We start from the raw sequence: 16,077 nt of genomic DNA, 5'->3' as shown, positions 1-16,077 counted from the left end.
TTGTTTATATATTTGCTGTCTATTCCAACCTGAGTTTGTATCAGTGCAAACTCAGGTTTTTTATTACCTAATGTAAAGTGCGTTACCTAAACACTTGAACTTGCTATAATAACAAAGAAAATAATTTCTATGCTTATGCTTTGAGGAAACACCTTGTCATTTACCGATCTAGATCTTGACCACCGCATCGTAAAAATATTAGATGCTCAGTCATTTACCGAGCCAACACTGATCCAACAACGAACGATTCCTTATGCGCTGTTAGGTAGAGATGTTTTAGCTTGCTCCAGAACTGGGTCAGGTAAAACGTTTGCGTTTGTTTTACCTATTTTACATCGTTTATTAAAAACCAAAGCCTTATCACGCAAAGATCCACGTGCATTGATTCTTGCGCCTACTCGTGAACTGGCAAAACAAGTATTTATTGAAATCAAAAAGCTATGTACAAATCTGTCGATACAACCTCAGTTGATTGTAGGTGGTGAAAACTATAACGACCAAGTGAAAGCACTCCGCCGTAATCCCCATATTATTGTCGGTACCGCGGGACGTATAGCTGACCATTTGAGTGACCGCAGCCTATTTCTCAACGGTCTAGAAGTGTTAGTATATGATGAAGCAGACCGTATGTTAGATTTAGGTTTTGCCGAAGAATTACTTGCGATTAACCGCCAAGCGGATCATCGCAAAAGACAAACGATGTTGTTTTCTGCAACGCTAGATAGCCCTGCTCTAACCGCTGTTACGGATTCTTTATTAAAAACTCCAGAAAGAGTTATCCTAGATAACAGTTTTTCGGTGCATGCTGATATTTCCCAACGCTGGTACTTCACGGACCACATCGAACATAAACACACCTTATTGGCACATCTATTAACGAGTGAAAAATACAATCAAGCAATTGTGTTTTGTGCGACTAGAGAAGACACTGAAACGTTAAAATCGATGCTTGCTGAGCATGCAGTCAATGCCGTCGCATTGCGTGGTGATTTATTGCAAAGTCAACGTGCACATATTATGTCAGCTTTTTCTGCTGGTCAGCATGACGTATTAGTCACAACTGATGTCGCTTCTCGAGGCTTGGATCTAAAAAAAGTATCTTTGGTCATTAATTTTGATTTACCTAAACAAGCTGAAGAATACGTTCATCGCATCGGAAGAACAGGCCGTGCTGGCAGCAAAGGCAATGCTATAGCTTTAGTAGGACCCCGTGACTGGCAAAGTTTTATACATATTCAACAAAACCTAGGACAAAGCATCGATATTGGTGCCCATCCCGAGCACCCTGCAAAATTTAAAGGCGTAGACCTAAAGGGTAAAACTCGCAAGTCAAACCTGCAAAAAACGAATTCACCTACAAAAAAATCGGTAAAAACGCACACCAAGCGAGTAGATACTGGTGCTGGCATTGATATGGGCCATATGCCGATCATCAAAAAAAAGCCAAGCTCTGAATAAGCTTGGCTTTTGGTATACACTCAAATAACAAAGAAGGACAAAGTGGAATACTTCGTGGCTAGTATTCCCACCAACCTTCTTTCCACCAGTTGGCAAACTCTTCAAAATCAATAAAGCCATCGTGGTTGTCATCAATCAGATTAAAACCTTCCTCCACTGCGGATACCTTGGTCTTGGGGCTCAGTACGGTAAGTAACTCGATAAATTCAGTTAAAGATAATTGTCCATTACTATCACGATCAAAAAAATCAAATTCTTGTTTAATCTGTGCGAGTTCTTTTTCGCTCATTTCTACTTTAGTCATAATTACGTCCTTCTGCTTAAGTATAATGTATATTACCTTATTCTAGAAATGTCACAAGTGACCTAAAGTATAGTTAGCCTACTTTAGGCCTTGCTTTTAATACGTAAATAACAGAAGAACCTGATTTACTGTTGCTGTTGTTGCGCGGCTAATCTGCGTTGACGCATTTGTTCAGCCTTGGTTCGCCGACGTTCAACCGTTACACGGTGCGCTTCAGATCCAACGTGCTCCTCATCACGAGCTCTAGCGAGATTAACTTGTTTTTCTCGTTCTCTAAAGCGTGCTATTTGTTCATCGGTATGTGTACCATGACATTTAGGACAGGACACCCCAGGCTCATACACAGCAGACGCTTTGTCTTCTTCAGTAATCGGTAAACGACATGCGTAACATTGGTCGTAGATACTTTTTTCTAAATCATGATTAACAGCAACCCGATTATCAAAAACAAAGCAGTCACCTTCCCATAAGCTTTCTTCTTTAGGTACATCTTCTAGGTACTGTAAAATACCACCTTCTAGATGATACACTTCTGCAAAACCTTGTTCTTTCATAAACGCAGTAGATTTTTCACAGCGGATCCCACCAGTGCAAAACATAGCAACTTTTTTATGTTTGTTGGGATCCATATTCTGTGCAACATACTCTGGAAACTCACGAAATGTTTTCGTATTAGGATCAACGGCATGTTTAAATGTCCCTATTTCAATTTCGTAATCGTTGCGTGTATCAACTACAAAAACCTCAGGATCACTAATTAATGCATTCCAGTCTTTGGGTTTGACATAGGTCCCGACTGTTTTAAGTGGATCAATTCCAGGTACACCTAATGTCACAATTTCTTTTTTCAATTTGACCTTAGTGCGATAAAAAGGTTGTTCCTCATGCAGAGATTCTTTGGTGGATACTGGATTTAAACGAGGATCAGCATTTAGATATGCAAGTAACGCATCAATACCTTCTCGAGGGCCTGAAATCGTACCGTTGATTCCCTCTTCAGCAAGTAAGAGAGTACCTTTAATCTGATGATCAAGCATAGTTTGGTGAAGTGGTTCACGCAGGCTTTTATAATTTTCAAGCGTGACGAATTTGTATAGCGCACAAACGATATATTGGGACATAATTTTTCCTTGCGAGTTGGAACGTAAAACCAATGCAAAATGCAAACTAATTATAACGAATACGGATAAACTTCACGAGAAAAAATCACTTTAAAAATTGAGATACCACTAAAGAAAGTAATACAGTCATCAAGCCTTGGCACAAAACCTTATAAAAATTAAGGTTTTATATAGATGTCATGCAGAGCAGTAGGATCCGTCGCTCTAACACTATTTTCTTGGTGTTGTTCTAAAAAGAAGCCATTGGCTAAAATATCTTCACCTAGACGGTAAGGGTTATTGTACAAACTCAACGGTTCCGGATGCATTAACAAATGTAATTTTAACGAATCGAATTGTCCACCGGCCATGTATTGACTGTTTAAGTGACTGTATTGATAGTGCCTGTCTTGCGTGGAAAGTGGATGTTTTTTTTGAGCATTATTTAGGATATCATGAGCGACGGTGGGTGTATTTCCAGTATCTTCAATCACTGTGTTAGTTTTTGCTTGGACAGGTAATTGAAAACGAGCTGCAGCAGTAGCTAAAAGAAACTGAAAATCGGCAAGGTTGTTAACCCGATGGGCCAGTTGTTGAACACGCACACTACTAGCGGTGACAGGGTTAGTCACATCGATGTCTAAAGGTTTTGATAAGTGAGTAGAATGAGTGTGCATAATCACTTATCGACAAAACGACATTTTCCTATAATGTTATGCTAGTTTCGAGTGGCATATCGGGATTAAACTACCCCACACTTTTTATTCGTGCTCCTTTGCCGACCCCTTCATAAGCATGAATGGTAAATGCAGTATCTGGAGCATCAGCTTCGGATTGTTCTAATAAGAACTGTGCCAAACATTCAACGGTTGTATCTGTATTGATTATCTCGGTAATATTTTTTGGTAGTACTATTTCAAAATATCCCTGTGAAGACTCATATGCAAATGCATAATGCGAGGTGTCATTGACATCAAGATAATCAGTTTTTAACTCGTTAATTTGTATTTGATCTTCCGCAGTAGCAACGTAAATGTCAGCCCAACGTTTCGCCCAGTACTGCATTGCCTCAAGTGATAAGTCACCGTTTTTTTCGATTAAGATTTTGGAACGATGGCCATGTGCTATACGTTGACAATTACCATCATGTTTTTTAAGTCCGTGCGTATAGTGGTAAAACGGAGTATCGATAACTTCGGCACGTAGGAATAATTCAATATCTGCGACGTTATCAGGTAAATGTATCGCAATGACTTGTTGCAAATATTTGCCAACCGATGCCATATCAATTTGATCGCTATAGATAAACGCATAAGCTTCAGCAGGACATAGTAGATGGATACTTTGTCCAGAAGGACGTAAAAAAGACACTTTAACAACATCACTAGCTTCATCATGGACAACTTTGCTGTATGTATGGTCTACCGGCACTAAAAGCTTGTGGTCAACATATTCGTCAATCAAGCTTTTAAGCTGTTTTTTGACTTTGCCAAAATCCAAAATCATGCTTTCTTCGTTGAGTTCACCATTCAAGGCGACATCCACGATCCAACTTTCACCGACCATTCCTCGGTCAGGGCACAAGTAAGAAAAATCCATAACGGTCAGGTCATTTACAAACAACTGCATATTCTTCTGTGTCCTTATGCTTTATTAAGCTGGTCTTTGAGGTTGGGCGGTACACCCTTTATCACTAAGGTATCTGTAATAGGATCATAATGTACTTTGTCACCTAGCAAGTTACGATCAAATGATAAAGTCACTCCACCACCGGCACCTGAAAATTTTGCCAATGTACGAACAGCGGCTTTATCTGGTTGAAAAGTTGGTTCTAGAGGTTTCTCTGCGGCCTGGTTGAAAGCCATAAAATCAATTTGAGCGTCTTCATTTTTGGGAAGTTTGCCAGCTAGCTCTGAAATATCAATATCATCTCCAGCCGCAATTTTTTCCTTATAATACTCACCCACTACAGAACGAGATGATTGTTTTTCGGAAATATCTAACTGTTCCGTTGCTAAATAATCATCTACATACTGTAATAATTGTTTATTTTGTTGCTTCGTATCGACTTGTTCTTCACAACCAACAAAGCGCATAAAGAAATCAGAAACTTTGCGCCCCATCATACCTTTTATAAAACTAATATAGCGGAATTGTTCGGCTTGGGTGGCTAATTGTGTCAAATCGATACGCACAGCCAAGCGCATTTTACTCACATCAAGATGATCTGAATAGGACAACTCTAGTTCTTGATTCACTTCTACGTGTTGCTTAGTGTTGATGACACCTATAAACAAATAATCAGTCGCTAGATATTCATAATGGCTAAATACGACAAAGCCTGTCTCTACGGCACCATCTTCTACCAATGTTTTAATTAATAACTGACTAGCAGCGGTGCTAAATGACAAAAACGCGCTGTCATCAGATATCCCCGCGTTAAGCAAATCGGCAAAAGTCGGTGCACTTTCAGCGACGTCTACAGCGGGAGCAGCATCGTTGTCCGAGGTGTGATTTGCGGCAATTTCTGCAGCAGATTTAGTAGTGAAACCACCGACACCTTTGGATGGTTTTTGATTAAACACTTGATTAATTTCGTTAGCCAAGGCTTCAATGGCTGGTGAAACTGAAAAACACGTTGCACGTGGTTTTATCGCTAACCGTTGTTCCGCATTAATATGTAATTGGTGCATCACAAAATGATGGATAATCGCGCTCATGTAAAATCTTCTATTCGAACAAACTATGTGGGCATTATAATCTAAAAATCCTTATAATAAGGATAAATTTATATTATTCTGTATACCTAACTGTAAAACGAGACCTATATGCCGATCCAGTCAAAATATGATGATGAAAAATTCAACGAAATCCTCCAGGATGTATTACTTTGTTTAGAAAAACATCAAGTCAATGCAGATCTTGCTCTGATGGTACTAGGTAATAGTTTAACTCATATCCTAAATCAACAAGCTGATGTCAATGTCCGACAAAAAATGACGGAACAGTTTTGTGCGGTTCTTAAGAAAACAACTCAAGGATAAATAATGCTATTAAGCGAATCACCTCGTCGTCAAACTGTTTCGAAACTGGTCAGCTGGGGCCATTGGTTCGCTTTTTTCAATATTATTATAGCGCTGTTGATCAGTTCGATATACGTATTCGCTACACCATTACCTGAGTCTATTTTAGGGAAACTTTATTTGGGGTTAAACTGGTTAGGTCATATCAGCTTTATTACTTTTTTGGCTTTCATCTTATTTATCATCCCTCTGTGCTATAACTTCTCAAACATCAAGGTTGTCAAAGGCATCAGCTCTGTTTTAGCCGCTCTTGGTCTGGCGTTCTTAGCCTTCGATGCGCTGATCTACACCCGTACTGGTGTCCATGTCAGCTTTACCGCTCGAGATATTATTGTCGATGAGGCGGTCCAACAAACCAGTCAATTTACATGGCAAGAAGGTATATTTTTTAGTGTTCTGTTTATCATCTGGTTGAGCTTCCAGCTATTAATGGCGAATGCTTTGTGGCAACGGATTGAAAAATTTTCCAGAAAGCGTATCGGCCAATCGGTTATTGGTTTATTTTTGGCATGTTTTATTGGTTCTCATGCTATGCATGTCTGGGCCGACGCTGAACTTTATCAGCCTATTATAAAACAAGATGATATGTTTCCTTTGTCCTACCCAGCGACGGCTAAAACCACCTTGTCACGCTATGGTTTATTAGACATAAATAGCTATGAAACCAAAAAAACGGTGCAGTTTTCATATGAAATAAATCAGCTTAACTATCCCAAAGAACCCGTTTACTGCCCTTTGACCAATACTAAACCCTGGTTAGTGATATACGGGACTGAAGCATTAAATACTGATTTTTTACCGCAGCATTCACAGGTTCCTCATTATCGCACCGCAGAATCGCTTGACCAACAGTTGACGACTCTATTATACGGACTACCGAGCCTGTATCATCAATACTTAAAAAATACTGATCCCATAGTGCTCGAATTGTTTAAAGGCTTCGCCATTCCAACTACAATGGTGCTACCGTCTAACGTCATTGCTATTCCTGAAAATATCGATGTTGTTTCACAAAGTACACTACTGAGTTCTATGCAGGACTCACCTCAGGGCTTTTTCTTTACGGTTGCCGACGCTGACTATTTCAAGAACATTGTGACTTCGATAGATCTCAATAATTACGCATGGGTCATCATTAATCACGATGATAAAAACATTGGTTCAATTCATTCAAACCTACCCTTAGCACCCTCCTCCATTGCTTTAAATGAAGATGTTATACCAACTGTTTTAGACGCTATGGGATGTGCAGTCACTCCAGCTATATATAGTAACGGTCAGAGTTTAATTAACCCTACCCGCAAATGGCATGTCACGACACAAAATGACGCAGTTGTACTTGTCACTGAGCGCACGGTGACCCAGGTGCTTAGTAATGGCATAGTTGAGATAACAGATAGACAAAGTACTAAACAATTGAATGAACCTCTGGACAATGTCCTGTTCAAAAGAGCAATGAAACACTTAAATCAATTTTCTACCGTGAAATAATCGCGTTTTATTTTTTTTTTGGGGATTCAGTTGAGATGTAAAGTGGATTCCCTTCAAGATAGAACTATATCTGGCGGATTAATCTCGTTTAGGTAAGCGACTTGGGTCACTTTTGTGGTCACATTGTTTGCTACACAGAGTTCGGCTAACTCGTTCAATCCTTCTGTATCAGAGTGCTCTGTTAACCAATACGCTTGGGCTAAATTGGCTGTAATAGCCGCTTCCATGTCACCTTGCTTATCTCCAATCATAATGGATTCATGCAGGTTGATTTGATGCTCTAAAGCAGCATTGAGGAACATACCAGGTTGCGGTTTTCTACAACGACAAGTCATCGTAAGTGCTGTTTTTCCAGCAATAGGATGATGCGGACAATAATAGACGTCATCCACATTGGCTCCCATGTCATTTAACTGTGTTAACATCCATTGAGTAAGCGCCAAAAATGCTTCGACACTATAATACTCTCTAGCAATACCAGACTGATTAGTAACGACAAAAACTTTGTATCCTGCTTGACGAAACTTTTTGATTAAAGGGAATATTTCCGCTTTAAAGACAAACTGCGCAGGTTCAAATACATAACCAAAGTCTTCATTGATAACACCGTCACGGTCTAAAAAAAGTGCTTTATGCATACCTGTCTATTCCTTAGTTATCATCTTGTAACGTGGCTACAGGCGAAGCCGTCGCTTCCTGATGAGTCATTTGATACAAAGTAATACAGAAATCGACCGTCACCTCGGTGAGGGTGGTTATTGCTTGTGATTTTTTCTCCTGAATACTAGAGAAAGCCAGTGGAGTCATCAAAATAAGATCCTCGGTCAACTCAGGACTTAGCGGTAAAGTGTACTGACAAAATGTCTGGTGGACAGTTTTACCTATAGATTTCATCTTGGGCAGATGGGGTTCAGCATGAGCAAAAAGTTTAGCTTTTAGTTCTTGCAGGTGTTGGGTATTTGGCTGCACTTCAATGAGGACTCCTTGAGGTGCTAAAATTCTGAATAGTTCCTCATCCGCAGCTGGAGCGAATATCTGCAAAACAATATCAACTGAGTTATCAGCAACAGGTAAAGCAAAGGAATTACCCACAACAAATTGACTCTTTAGTATTGTGCTGTCTGTTATCAATTGGCGACCTTGTTTGGCGGCTAACAATACCGCGTCTTTACTGATATCGTTACCGGTAATCATGTCACACGCAGGTAATCTTTTCGCTAATTCTCGCGTGTAATACCCCTCGCCACAACCGGCCTCAAATAATGAAATCCCCTGAGGCTTTGACTCGGTAGCACAGGCATCATCGAATTGTTGTGTTGGCTCTACTATATTTTCCGCACTTTGTGGATTGAGCGCTGCTATTTCTGGTGTATTCTGCAGAGCAATAGCTATAGCATTTACTAAAGGTTCATAGGCACCGCTTGCCAAAAAACGTTGTCGCGCCTGTAGCATCATTTTACTGTCACCTGGGGCTTTGGATTTTTTGAGCTGTACTGGTAATAAGTTCACATAACCTTGTTTTGCCATATCAAACGTATGTTGTTTATCGCACACCCAAGTGCGCTGTCGACTGGATAAGGGGGAGCGACATATAGGACATAACCACATATAGGTTTCCACTTGGTTGAGGTAAAATTAAAGATGCTGAGTATACATGACGATAAATATAATACAGGAAGGCTATTTATGATAAAAGGATAGAGTAATCATCTCCCCTCCTTGGCATGAGTAATTGGCTATACAAGTACTACGAAATTTTATACATAGTTATACTTTTGCATACTTAATATGACATCACACCCGTGTTTTGTTATCTACAATGATTGTAACGAACGGAGGAAGTTCACGTGAAAGATTCCCTTAATGTTGCCATCATCGAAGAAGACGCAAATTCGCGCAGTACAATTCGATCTCATATGCTACAAATCCCGAACCTACAAATCTCAAGTTTTTCAAGCATGGCTCTATTTAAAGAGGAATGTTTTAAAACAGATTTCCATTTGATTATATCAGCTTATGAGTTTTCCGGCGGTAAAAATGGTGCCCAATGGTGCCAAGAATTATCACTCAACCACTTGCTCAATCCTTCTGTAGGTATTTGTCTTATCAGTGCTGATACCTCATCCTTAGCGATTAGTCAGATCATTGATGCAAATCCAGATGTGGTTCTCATTCGTCCATACACAATGAAATCATTCTTGGGGAATATTAATGACTATCTGACATTTAGAAACCTACTACTCCCTTACCTATCAGCGTTAGATGAAGGAAATATCCCAGCGGTGTTAGTGGGTTTACGTAAATTACAATTAAGCCATCCTGAACACAAAACGAACCTAGCGCGCTTAGAAGCAAAATTACTCCTAAAAATTCAGTCTTACAGCCAAGCGGCCAGTATTTATCAAACGATTCTGGAGAAAAGTCCGCAAACTTTATGGGCGAGATGGGGCTTGATTAAAAGTCAATTTATGGCAGGAGATTGGGAAAGCTGTAAAGGTATTTTACATACCCTGCTCAAAGCCAATGTCACAAGAGACAAAGCATATGAATGGTTAGCTTGTGTGGCATACGCAGAACATGAGTACGACTCTGCCCAGAATCATTTATCTCATATCAAAATTGCTGATTTATCCTTTCAAGCAACGAAATTAAAATCTCACCTGTTGTGCTTACAAAACAAAATTGAAGATGCTATTCATCTGCTCGATCAAAAACGAAAATCCAATAATATGTTGACGGATGAGTTTAATGAATTGACCTATGAAATGGCGCATTGTTATTTGATGCAAATAGAAAAAAATACCGTCGTTGACAAAGATTTTAATATTGAACAAGCCAAATCTTTAATTAATAGTGCTGGTAAATATCAAAAAGATCCCGTGAGTAAACAAAAAAGAGACTGTTTAATGTCTGCGGCTTTTATCTTAGAAGGAAATATCATACAAGTTGAGAAGCTGCTTGGGCAAGAGTGGATGCAGAACTTTGATCGAGCGAATATTCCGACCTTACAAGCAGCTATGAATGCCAATAAAGCGATAGGTCAAGAACAAAAAGCTATCGAACTCCTGCGTTTATCGGAACAAAAAATCAGCAATATCGACTCCCCTATAGAAAATGTAATTTCTATTGATATCGTGCAACAACAAGAAACAAAATTAGTGGACAAACAAGCTAGGGCAGCTCAAGCAAATAAACGTGGAACAGAGTTGTATATCGCGAATAAGTTTGAGCAAGCGATGTTTTATTTTCACAAGGCATTAGTGCTCTACCCTACGACCTCTGCCTTTGCTATTAACTTAGCGACTTGCTTGTATCAGTGTAAACAGGATAATTATAAAGAACTGAAATACGCTGAACTGTTGGAGAAATTACAGACGATGCAGTTACATCCAGAACATCAAAAAAGACTCACTGGTTTGTTACAAAAAGCACATTCAACTACTACATCACAGGGCACCACTAAAAAAGCATCATAGTTGAGGTATGATGCTTTTTTAGGTGAGTGTACCTATTGGGATAGGTACATTTTTGGAATCAATGCTTTGCTAAGTATTTAAATGTAATTTCTTTGTCGCTTGGTTTCGATACAGTCAATATAAGCATGCCAGGACGCATAGCCAATTAATGGCATAAGAACAATAAAGCCAATGAAACCTGTAACGAAACCAATGGCAACACTGGTAAAGATAATGGCTGACCAAACCAACATCGGTACTTTGTTAAGCCATACCGCATTAATACTGGTTAGAACCGCTGTAGCCAAATCCACTTGGCGCTCCATTAATATTGGCTGTGTAAAGGCCGTTAGTAAGAAAACCAGCCCAGTAAATAGCGCACCAACTCCTGTACCAACCAATAAAAATGGTAAAATATTTGAGAGAGAAGGATCTAGATAAGCGGGGTACAGAGCGTGTAACAGAGACGCTACGCGTAACCAAAATATCATAATTAACATTAGCATTAGGCCAAACGCCCACTCATTGACTGCATTTCTTTTTAACGCTTTTAGAGAATGCCAAATACTTGGTGAATGTCCTTTTTCCAATTCCCAACTCACATCGTATAAACCGGCAGCTAGGAAAGGCCCTAACAACATAAAGCAGACCAATGCTGGCATAATAACAATATGCCATCCCGTCATGGCAACTAAGTACGTAATAGTCCAAGGGATCAACGCGAATAACAAACCATAAAAAATGGACAACATAGGCGCTGCACGAAAATCTTGAACCCCCAATGATAACCATTTAATGGGATCGCTTAACTCTATTTCTCGACAGGGGATCACCCGAGATATACCACTTTTTTCAATCACTGAATCTGGTGTTTCTTCGAATTGTTTCGTCATATTAATATCCTATTTAGGTAGCAATTTAGATACGTTTTATATGACACCACCGATCATAATAAACCGAACTCATTTACATTTTATTAACAAAAGGATAAAAGTAAAGGGGTTGTTGATAAAAATCCACTAATAAAAGATTAAGTTCATTAAATAAGGTAATTTTTTTATCCATGTCCGACGGGAAACAACGAGCAACGAATTGGTGACAATTGTTGGTGATGACATGATATTCTTCATAAGAAAATAAACGTACAGATGCCCTTTTTGCGACATCTGCGGATGCAAGTGGCGCTTTATTGGCATCGCCTAAACCATAAATGACCTGCCCTGACCGCTCAGACAAGAACCGCTGTGGTGATACTGTGCGAATCAATCCACTACCCGCTAGTTCGACGATACCACCATTTAACCATATTCCCGTATGCGTCAATTTTTCATAAATACCACAACACACAACAGTACCGTTGATCGGCTTAAAGTCTTTATCAATAATATTGCCAACGGGTGGTTTTAACACTCCAGCTTTTTTATACAACACTTGTTCGGTATGCTCATATACTAATGTACCTAATACCGCAGAAGCTAAAAGTAGAGGTATAGCCATGGTTTATTCCTTTGCATTACTCATCTTGTATGGGCTATGTGCGAATATATTTAGTCAAAATCATTGCCCCATATAAACTAGACCCAAGCCCGGTTTGTTAGTTCACATAGTTTTACCAAGCATAAAAGCACGATAGTGAGTGACTTACTTTTCAGCTTAGACGCAAAACGTCCATATGCACAAAATAATAAGACTAATCTCTTTGTGGATATCAGGAATATCATCTAGTGAAATCAACGAATCTAAGGTATTCTAAGAACATCGAAAATTTTTTATCTTTTATTTATGTTTTCAATCGGCAAATCAAACAAACTAGAAAATGTGTGCTATGACATTCGTGGCCCTATTCACGAAAAAGCGCGTTTAATGGAAGAAGAAGGACAAAGGATATTGAAGCTAAATATCGGCAATCCTGCTCCTTTTGGTTTCGAAGCCCCTGACGATATTTTAAAAGATGTCATATACAACCTTCCTTCTGCGCAAGGTTACTCAGAAGCCACCGGAATATATGCCGCAAAAGTTGCGGTCATGCAGTATTATCAACAAAAAAATATCAAAGGTATTGCGACCCAAGACGTATTCATCGGGAATGGCGTCAGTGAAATGATCATGATGGCGATGCAAGCTTTACTCAACACGGGTGATGAAGTCCTATTACCTGCGCCAGATTATCCGTTGTGGACCGCTGCTGTCAGTTTATCTTCTGGTACCCCCGTACATTATCGTTGCGATGAAAAGGCGGGATGGTTCCCAGACATAAACGACATTAGAAGTAAGATCACACCGCAAACTAAAGCTATTGTGTTGATTAATCCTAATAATCCTACCGGTGCAGTGTATTCTAAAGAATTGTTGCTAGAGATCATCAAGGTAGCGCGAGAACATGAGTTAGTCATATATTCAGACGAAATTTACGACAAAATTTTATATGATGCGGCCGAACACACCTGTATCGCCTCACTTTGCGATGATTTATTTATTGTAACGATGTCAGGCTTATCAAAAAACTATCGAGTGGCGGGCTTCAGAGCCGGTTGGTTGGTCGTTTCAGGCAACAAACGCAGTGCTAGTGGCTATATCAATGCATTAAATATGCTTTGTTCAATGCGTATGTGTGCCAATGTCCCTTGCCAACATGCTATTCAAACAGCATTAGGTGGTTATCAAAGTATCAATGATCTATTACATGATACTGGTCGCTTAAAAATCCAAAGAGACGCAGCTAGCAAAGGGCTCAATGCCATTGATGGCATTGATTGTGTGGTGCCGCAAGGCGCCATGTATTGTTTTGCTAAGGTAGATGCTGAAAAATTCAGTATTACCAGTGACGAACGCATGATTTTTGACTTATTAGAACAAGAGAAAATTTTATTAGTTCATGGTAGTGCCTTTAATCTGACCGATGGTTGTTATTTTCGTTTAGTATTTTTACCACATGCGGATGTTCTGACGCCTGCTATAGAACGCATTGGTAATTTTTTCGCATCATATAGACAAATATAATTTGGATTAAAAGCTCACAACCATAACTTTATTTTTCCTTTTAAAGGATTGATTTTGTTTGTGATTTAAAAACCTTATACTAAAGTTAAAGTGCGTTTGGAAATTATTTTTCCACAACTAGACCTGACAATTGTATATCCTTAATGAAACACTTTCATATTGCTCATATAAACTTCATTCTCAGCTAGGACATACTTAATGGACTTGTACACTAAATATAGTAATTTACTTGAACAAAGCACCCTATCTGGTCTTTGGGAGTATGATTATGAGAGTGAATCTATGCAATGGTCACCCAATGTCTTTGCAATATTTGAGTGCGAACCTGATTTATATACACCTAGTCTAGAGTCTCAATCAGGTTTTTATCTACCCGCGAGTTTAGAAAAACTCCTCACCCACATTGAGTATTTAGAGAGTATTCAGAAAAGCTCTGACATTATCTTGGATATACGTACCGCTCTGGGTAAACCCAAAACTATACAACTAAGTTTACATGCTGACTTTATCGATAACCAAATTATTAAACGCTATGGTCGTATTCAGGATATCACCGTTCAACACAACCAAAAAATAGAAAACGACTTCTTCCGTGAACGATTGCTGCTTGCTTTACAAGCATCTGGCACCGGGACTTGGGATTATGATGTACAAGCAGATAGCTTGTATTGGGATGATTCTATGTTCGCTATTTTCGACGTTGTATCACATAATGAAATCACGTCATTTCGCAACTGGTTAAGCTTAATTCACCCTGATGATCGAGATACGTTTATAGATCATTTTAACCGAGGTAGTAAAGGCCTCGCTGAAAGTAACTCAATCTTTGTTACCTGTCGTATTCTTTCTGCTTTAGGGAGAATATCTTACATTAAGGTAAATGCGAAATTTTATATTGATGAAAGTAATCGGAATATTCGTATTTTGGGTACTTGCGTGGATACCACTGAAAGTGAGTTGATTCAGCAACAAATTGTCAACCAAGCAACGATTGCTCAACAAAACATGATTAAAGCCCAAGATGCTAGCGAAACGCAAAAGCGTTTTTTAGCAAATATGAGTCATGAAATTCGCACTCCGCTAAATACCATGATGGGAGCTTTACAAATACTGCAAAGCTTTCAGCTTGATGAGGACAGTCATAACCTAGTAGAAATGGCGTATGAGTCTTCCTCTGATCTGCTCAGCTTATTGAACGACATTCTTGACCTCTCTAAAATTGACGCACATGAAATGGCTATTGAGAATATCGACCTCAATATCGCAGATCTTATCTACAGCGCTGTAGATAAATTCAGATTAAATTTAGAGCCAAGCGTCGCGTTGAATGTAGATATTCCTGATGATTTTGTCGCAAAACGGTTGGGTGACCCTATTCGTTTTAACCAAGTCCTCAACAACTTATTATCCAATGCCATTAAATTTACCCTAGAGGGTCAAGTCACTGTTAGCTTGTCTGGAGACGATAACATGGTCTCCCTAGCAATCAGTGATACCGGTATCGGTATTCCAAAAAGTAAACAAGAAAGTATTTTTCAACCTTTCAAACAAGCGGATGATTCAACTACTCGTACCTTTGGTGGCACTGGTCTGGGTTTAGCTATCTGTTCGTCACTTGCGGCATTAATGTCAGCCGAATTAACTGTAGCTAGCAACGTCGGTAAAGGCTCCACATTTACCTTTACCGTGCCAATGAGAATCAATACAAAAACGTTGGTTCAAGACAACATAACGTTTGTAAAAACGCCTGACTTGAGCGGCAAACGTATATTGGTGGCTGAAGATACCCTCTCAAATCAAAAGATGTTGGCTTTGATGTTAGCTGAGACTCATGCTGATTTAATCATTGTTTCTGATGGACAACAGGCCTTAGACGAATACATTAGTACTACTAATTTTGATGTCATCATATTAGATTTGCATATGCCATTACTTAATGGCCGTGACACTTGTAGAAAGTTACGCAAAATCAACAAGCTGCTTCCTATATTTGCCTTAACTGCTGATGTTCTAGCAGAGAATAATAAAGCAATGTTAGTTGATGGTTTCGATGAGGTCTTAACCAAACCTTTGAACAAACATATCTTATTTGAAAAATTAGCTAATTATTGCCTTGACGAAGTAGATATACATGCTTAGAGTTATTCATAATTAAGCTATTTTTTAGTCAATTTAATGGGTAACTA

General features: G+C 39.1%; 15 protein-coding genes. 6 read left to right on the top strand and 9 right to left on the bottom strand.

Annotation, left to right across the window (positions count from 1 at the left end; translation table 11 throughout):
• Positions 1-153 precede the first annotated feature (153 nt).
• The gene (locus NLF92_RS00260; RefSeq protein ID WP_254097671.1) at positions 154-1,458 is read left to right on the top strand and encodes a DEAD/DEAH box helicase; all 1,305 of its coding nucleotides are present in this window, start codon (positions 154-156) and stop codon (positions 1,456-1,458) included.
• 58 nt (positions 1,459-1,516) lie between these two features.
• Here the strand turns inward: NLF92_RS00260 and NLF92_RS00255 are convergent, their stop codons facing one another.
• The 5 genes from NLF92_RS00255 to yejK all read right to left on the bottom strand — a co-directional run bounded on the left by NLF92_RS00255 (position 1,517) and on the right by yejK (position 5,582).
• Positions 1,517-1,762 carry an EF-hand domain-containing protein gene (locus NLF92_RS00255; RefSeq protein WP_254097669.1) on the bottom strand — a complete coding sequence of 82 codons (246 nt, stop codon included), beginning with the start codon at positions 1,760-1,762 and terminating at the stop codon, positions 1,517-1,519.
• Positions 1,763-1,887: 125 nt separating this feature from the next.
• Positions 1,888-2,883, bottom strand: coding sequence for an oxygen-dependent tRNA uridine(34) hydroxylase TrhO (gene trhO, locus NLF92_RS00250; RefSeq protein WP_254097668.1), 996 nt, complete (start codon positions 2,881-2,883; stop codon positions 1,888-1,890).
• Between the two features lie 158 nt (positions 2,884-3,041).
• Positions 3,042-3,539, bottom strand: coding sequence for a hypothetical protein (locus tag NLF92_RS00245; RefSeq protein ID WP_254097666.1), 498 nt, complete (start codon positions 3,537-3,539; stop codon positions 3,042-3,044).
• A gap of 70 nt (positions 3,540-3,609) precedes the next feature.
• Positions 3,610-4,491 carry a 6-carboxytetrahydropterin synthase gene (locus NLF92_RS00240; protein WP_254097664.1) on the bottom strand — a complete coding sequence of 294 codons (882 nt, stop codon included), beginning with the start codon at positions 4,489-4,491 and terminating at the stop codon, positions 3,610-3,612.
• 14 nt (positions 4,492-4,505) lie between these two features.
• Complete coding sequence (gene yejK / locus NLF92_RS00235) at positions 4,506-5,582, bottom strand: nucleoid-associated protein YejK (protein WP_254097662.1); 1,077 nt, start codon at positions 5,580-5,582, stop codon at positions 4,506-4,508.
• 108 nt (positions 5,583-5,690) lie between these two features.
• On the opposite strand from yejK, the gene NLF92_RS00230 reads away from it, so the two are divergent.
• The gene (locus tag NLF92_RS00230; RefSeq protein WP_254097660.1) at positions 5,691-5,906 is read left to right on the top strand and encodes a YejL family protein; all 216 of its coding nucleotides are present in this window, start codon (positions 5,691-5,693) and stop codon (positions 5,904-5,906) included.
• Between the two features lie 3 nt (positions 5,907-5,909).
• On the top strand, positions 5,910-7,436 hold the full coding sequence (locus tag NLF92_RS00225) for a DUF3413 domain-containing protein (protein ID WP_254097658.1): 1,527 nt from the start codon (positions 5,910-5,912) through the stop codon (positions 7,434-7,436).
• A 53-nt stretch (positions 7,437-7,489) separates the two neighbouring features.
• On the opposite strand, the gene NLF92_RS00220 is transcribed toward NLF92_RS00225, so the two are convergent.
• The gene (locus NLF92_RS00220; RefSeq protein WP_254097656.1) at positions 7,490-8,074 is read right to left on the bottom strand and encodes a D-glycero-alpha-D-manno-heptose-1,7-bisphosphate 7-phosphatase; all 585 of its coding nucleotides are present in this window, start codon (positions 8,072-8,074) and stop codon (positions 7,490-7,492) included.
• Between the two features lie 13 nt (positions 8,075-8,087).
• Entirely contained in the window at positions 8,088-9,044 is a 957-nt protein-coding gene (locus NLF92_RS00215; protein WP_254097654.1) for a putative RNA methyltransferase, read from the bottom strand.
• Positions 9,045-9,283: 239 nt separating this feature from the next.
• On the opposite strand from NLF92_RS00215, the gene NLF92_RS00210 reads away from it, so the two are divergent.
• Positions 9,284-10,912 (top strand): tetratricopeptide repeat protein, encoded by a 1,629-nt coding sequence (locus tag NLF92_RS00210; RefSeq protein WP_254097652.1) that lies wholly within the window; start codon positions 9,284-9,286, stop codon positions 10,910-10,912.
• Between the two features lie 77 nt (positions 10,913-10,989).
• Here the strand turns inward: NLF92_RS00210 and NLF92_RS00205 are convergent, their stop codons facing one another.
• Both NLF92_RS00205 and NLF92_RS00200 read right to left on the bottom strand, forming a co-directional pair.
• Positions 10,990-11,784 carry a DUF2189 domain-containing protein gene (locus NLF92_RS00205; RefSeq protein WP_254097650.1) on the bottom strand — a complete coding sequence of 265 codons (795 nt, stop codon included), beginning with the start codon at positions 11,782-11,784 and terminating at the stop codon, positions 10,990-10,992.
• A gap of 73 nt (positions 11,785-11,857) precedes the next feature.
• Positions 11,858-12,388, bottom strand: coding sequence for a TMEM222 family protein (locus tag NLF92_RS00200; protein ID WP_254097648.1), 531 nt, complete (start codon positions 12,386-12,388; stop codon positions 11,858-11,860).
• A 285-nt stretch (positions 12,389-12,673) separates the two neighbouring features.
• On the opposite strand from NLF92_RS00200, the gene NLF92_RS00195 reads away from it, so the two are divergent.
• Together NLF92_RS00195 and NLF92_RS00190 are read left to right on the top strand one after the other, a co-directional pair.
• Positions 12,674-13,891, top strand: a complete 1,218-nt coding sequence (locus NLF92_RS00195) for a pyridoxal phosphate-dependent aminotransferase (RefSeq protein WP_254097646.1) — start codon at positions 12,674-12,676, stop codon at positions 13,889-13,891.
• 198 nt (positions 13,892-14,089) lie between these two features.
• Positions 14,090-16,030 (top strand): ATP-binding protein, encoded by a 1,941-nt coding sequence (locus NLF92_RS00190; protein ID WP_254097644.1) that lies wholly within the window; start codon positions 14,090-14,092, stop codon positions 16,028-16,030.
• Positions 16,031-16,077 lie beyond the last annotated feature (47 nt).

This window comes from Opacimonas viscosa, assembly GCF_024199005.1.
In the GTDB taxonomy this organism is placed as follows: Bacteria; Pseudomonadota; Gammaproteobacteria; order Enterobacterales; family Alteromonadaceae; genus Opacimonas; species Opacimonas viscosa.
This window is presented reverse-complemented; position numbering and strand designations above follow the sequence as displayed.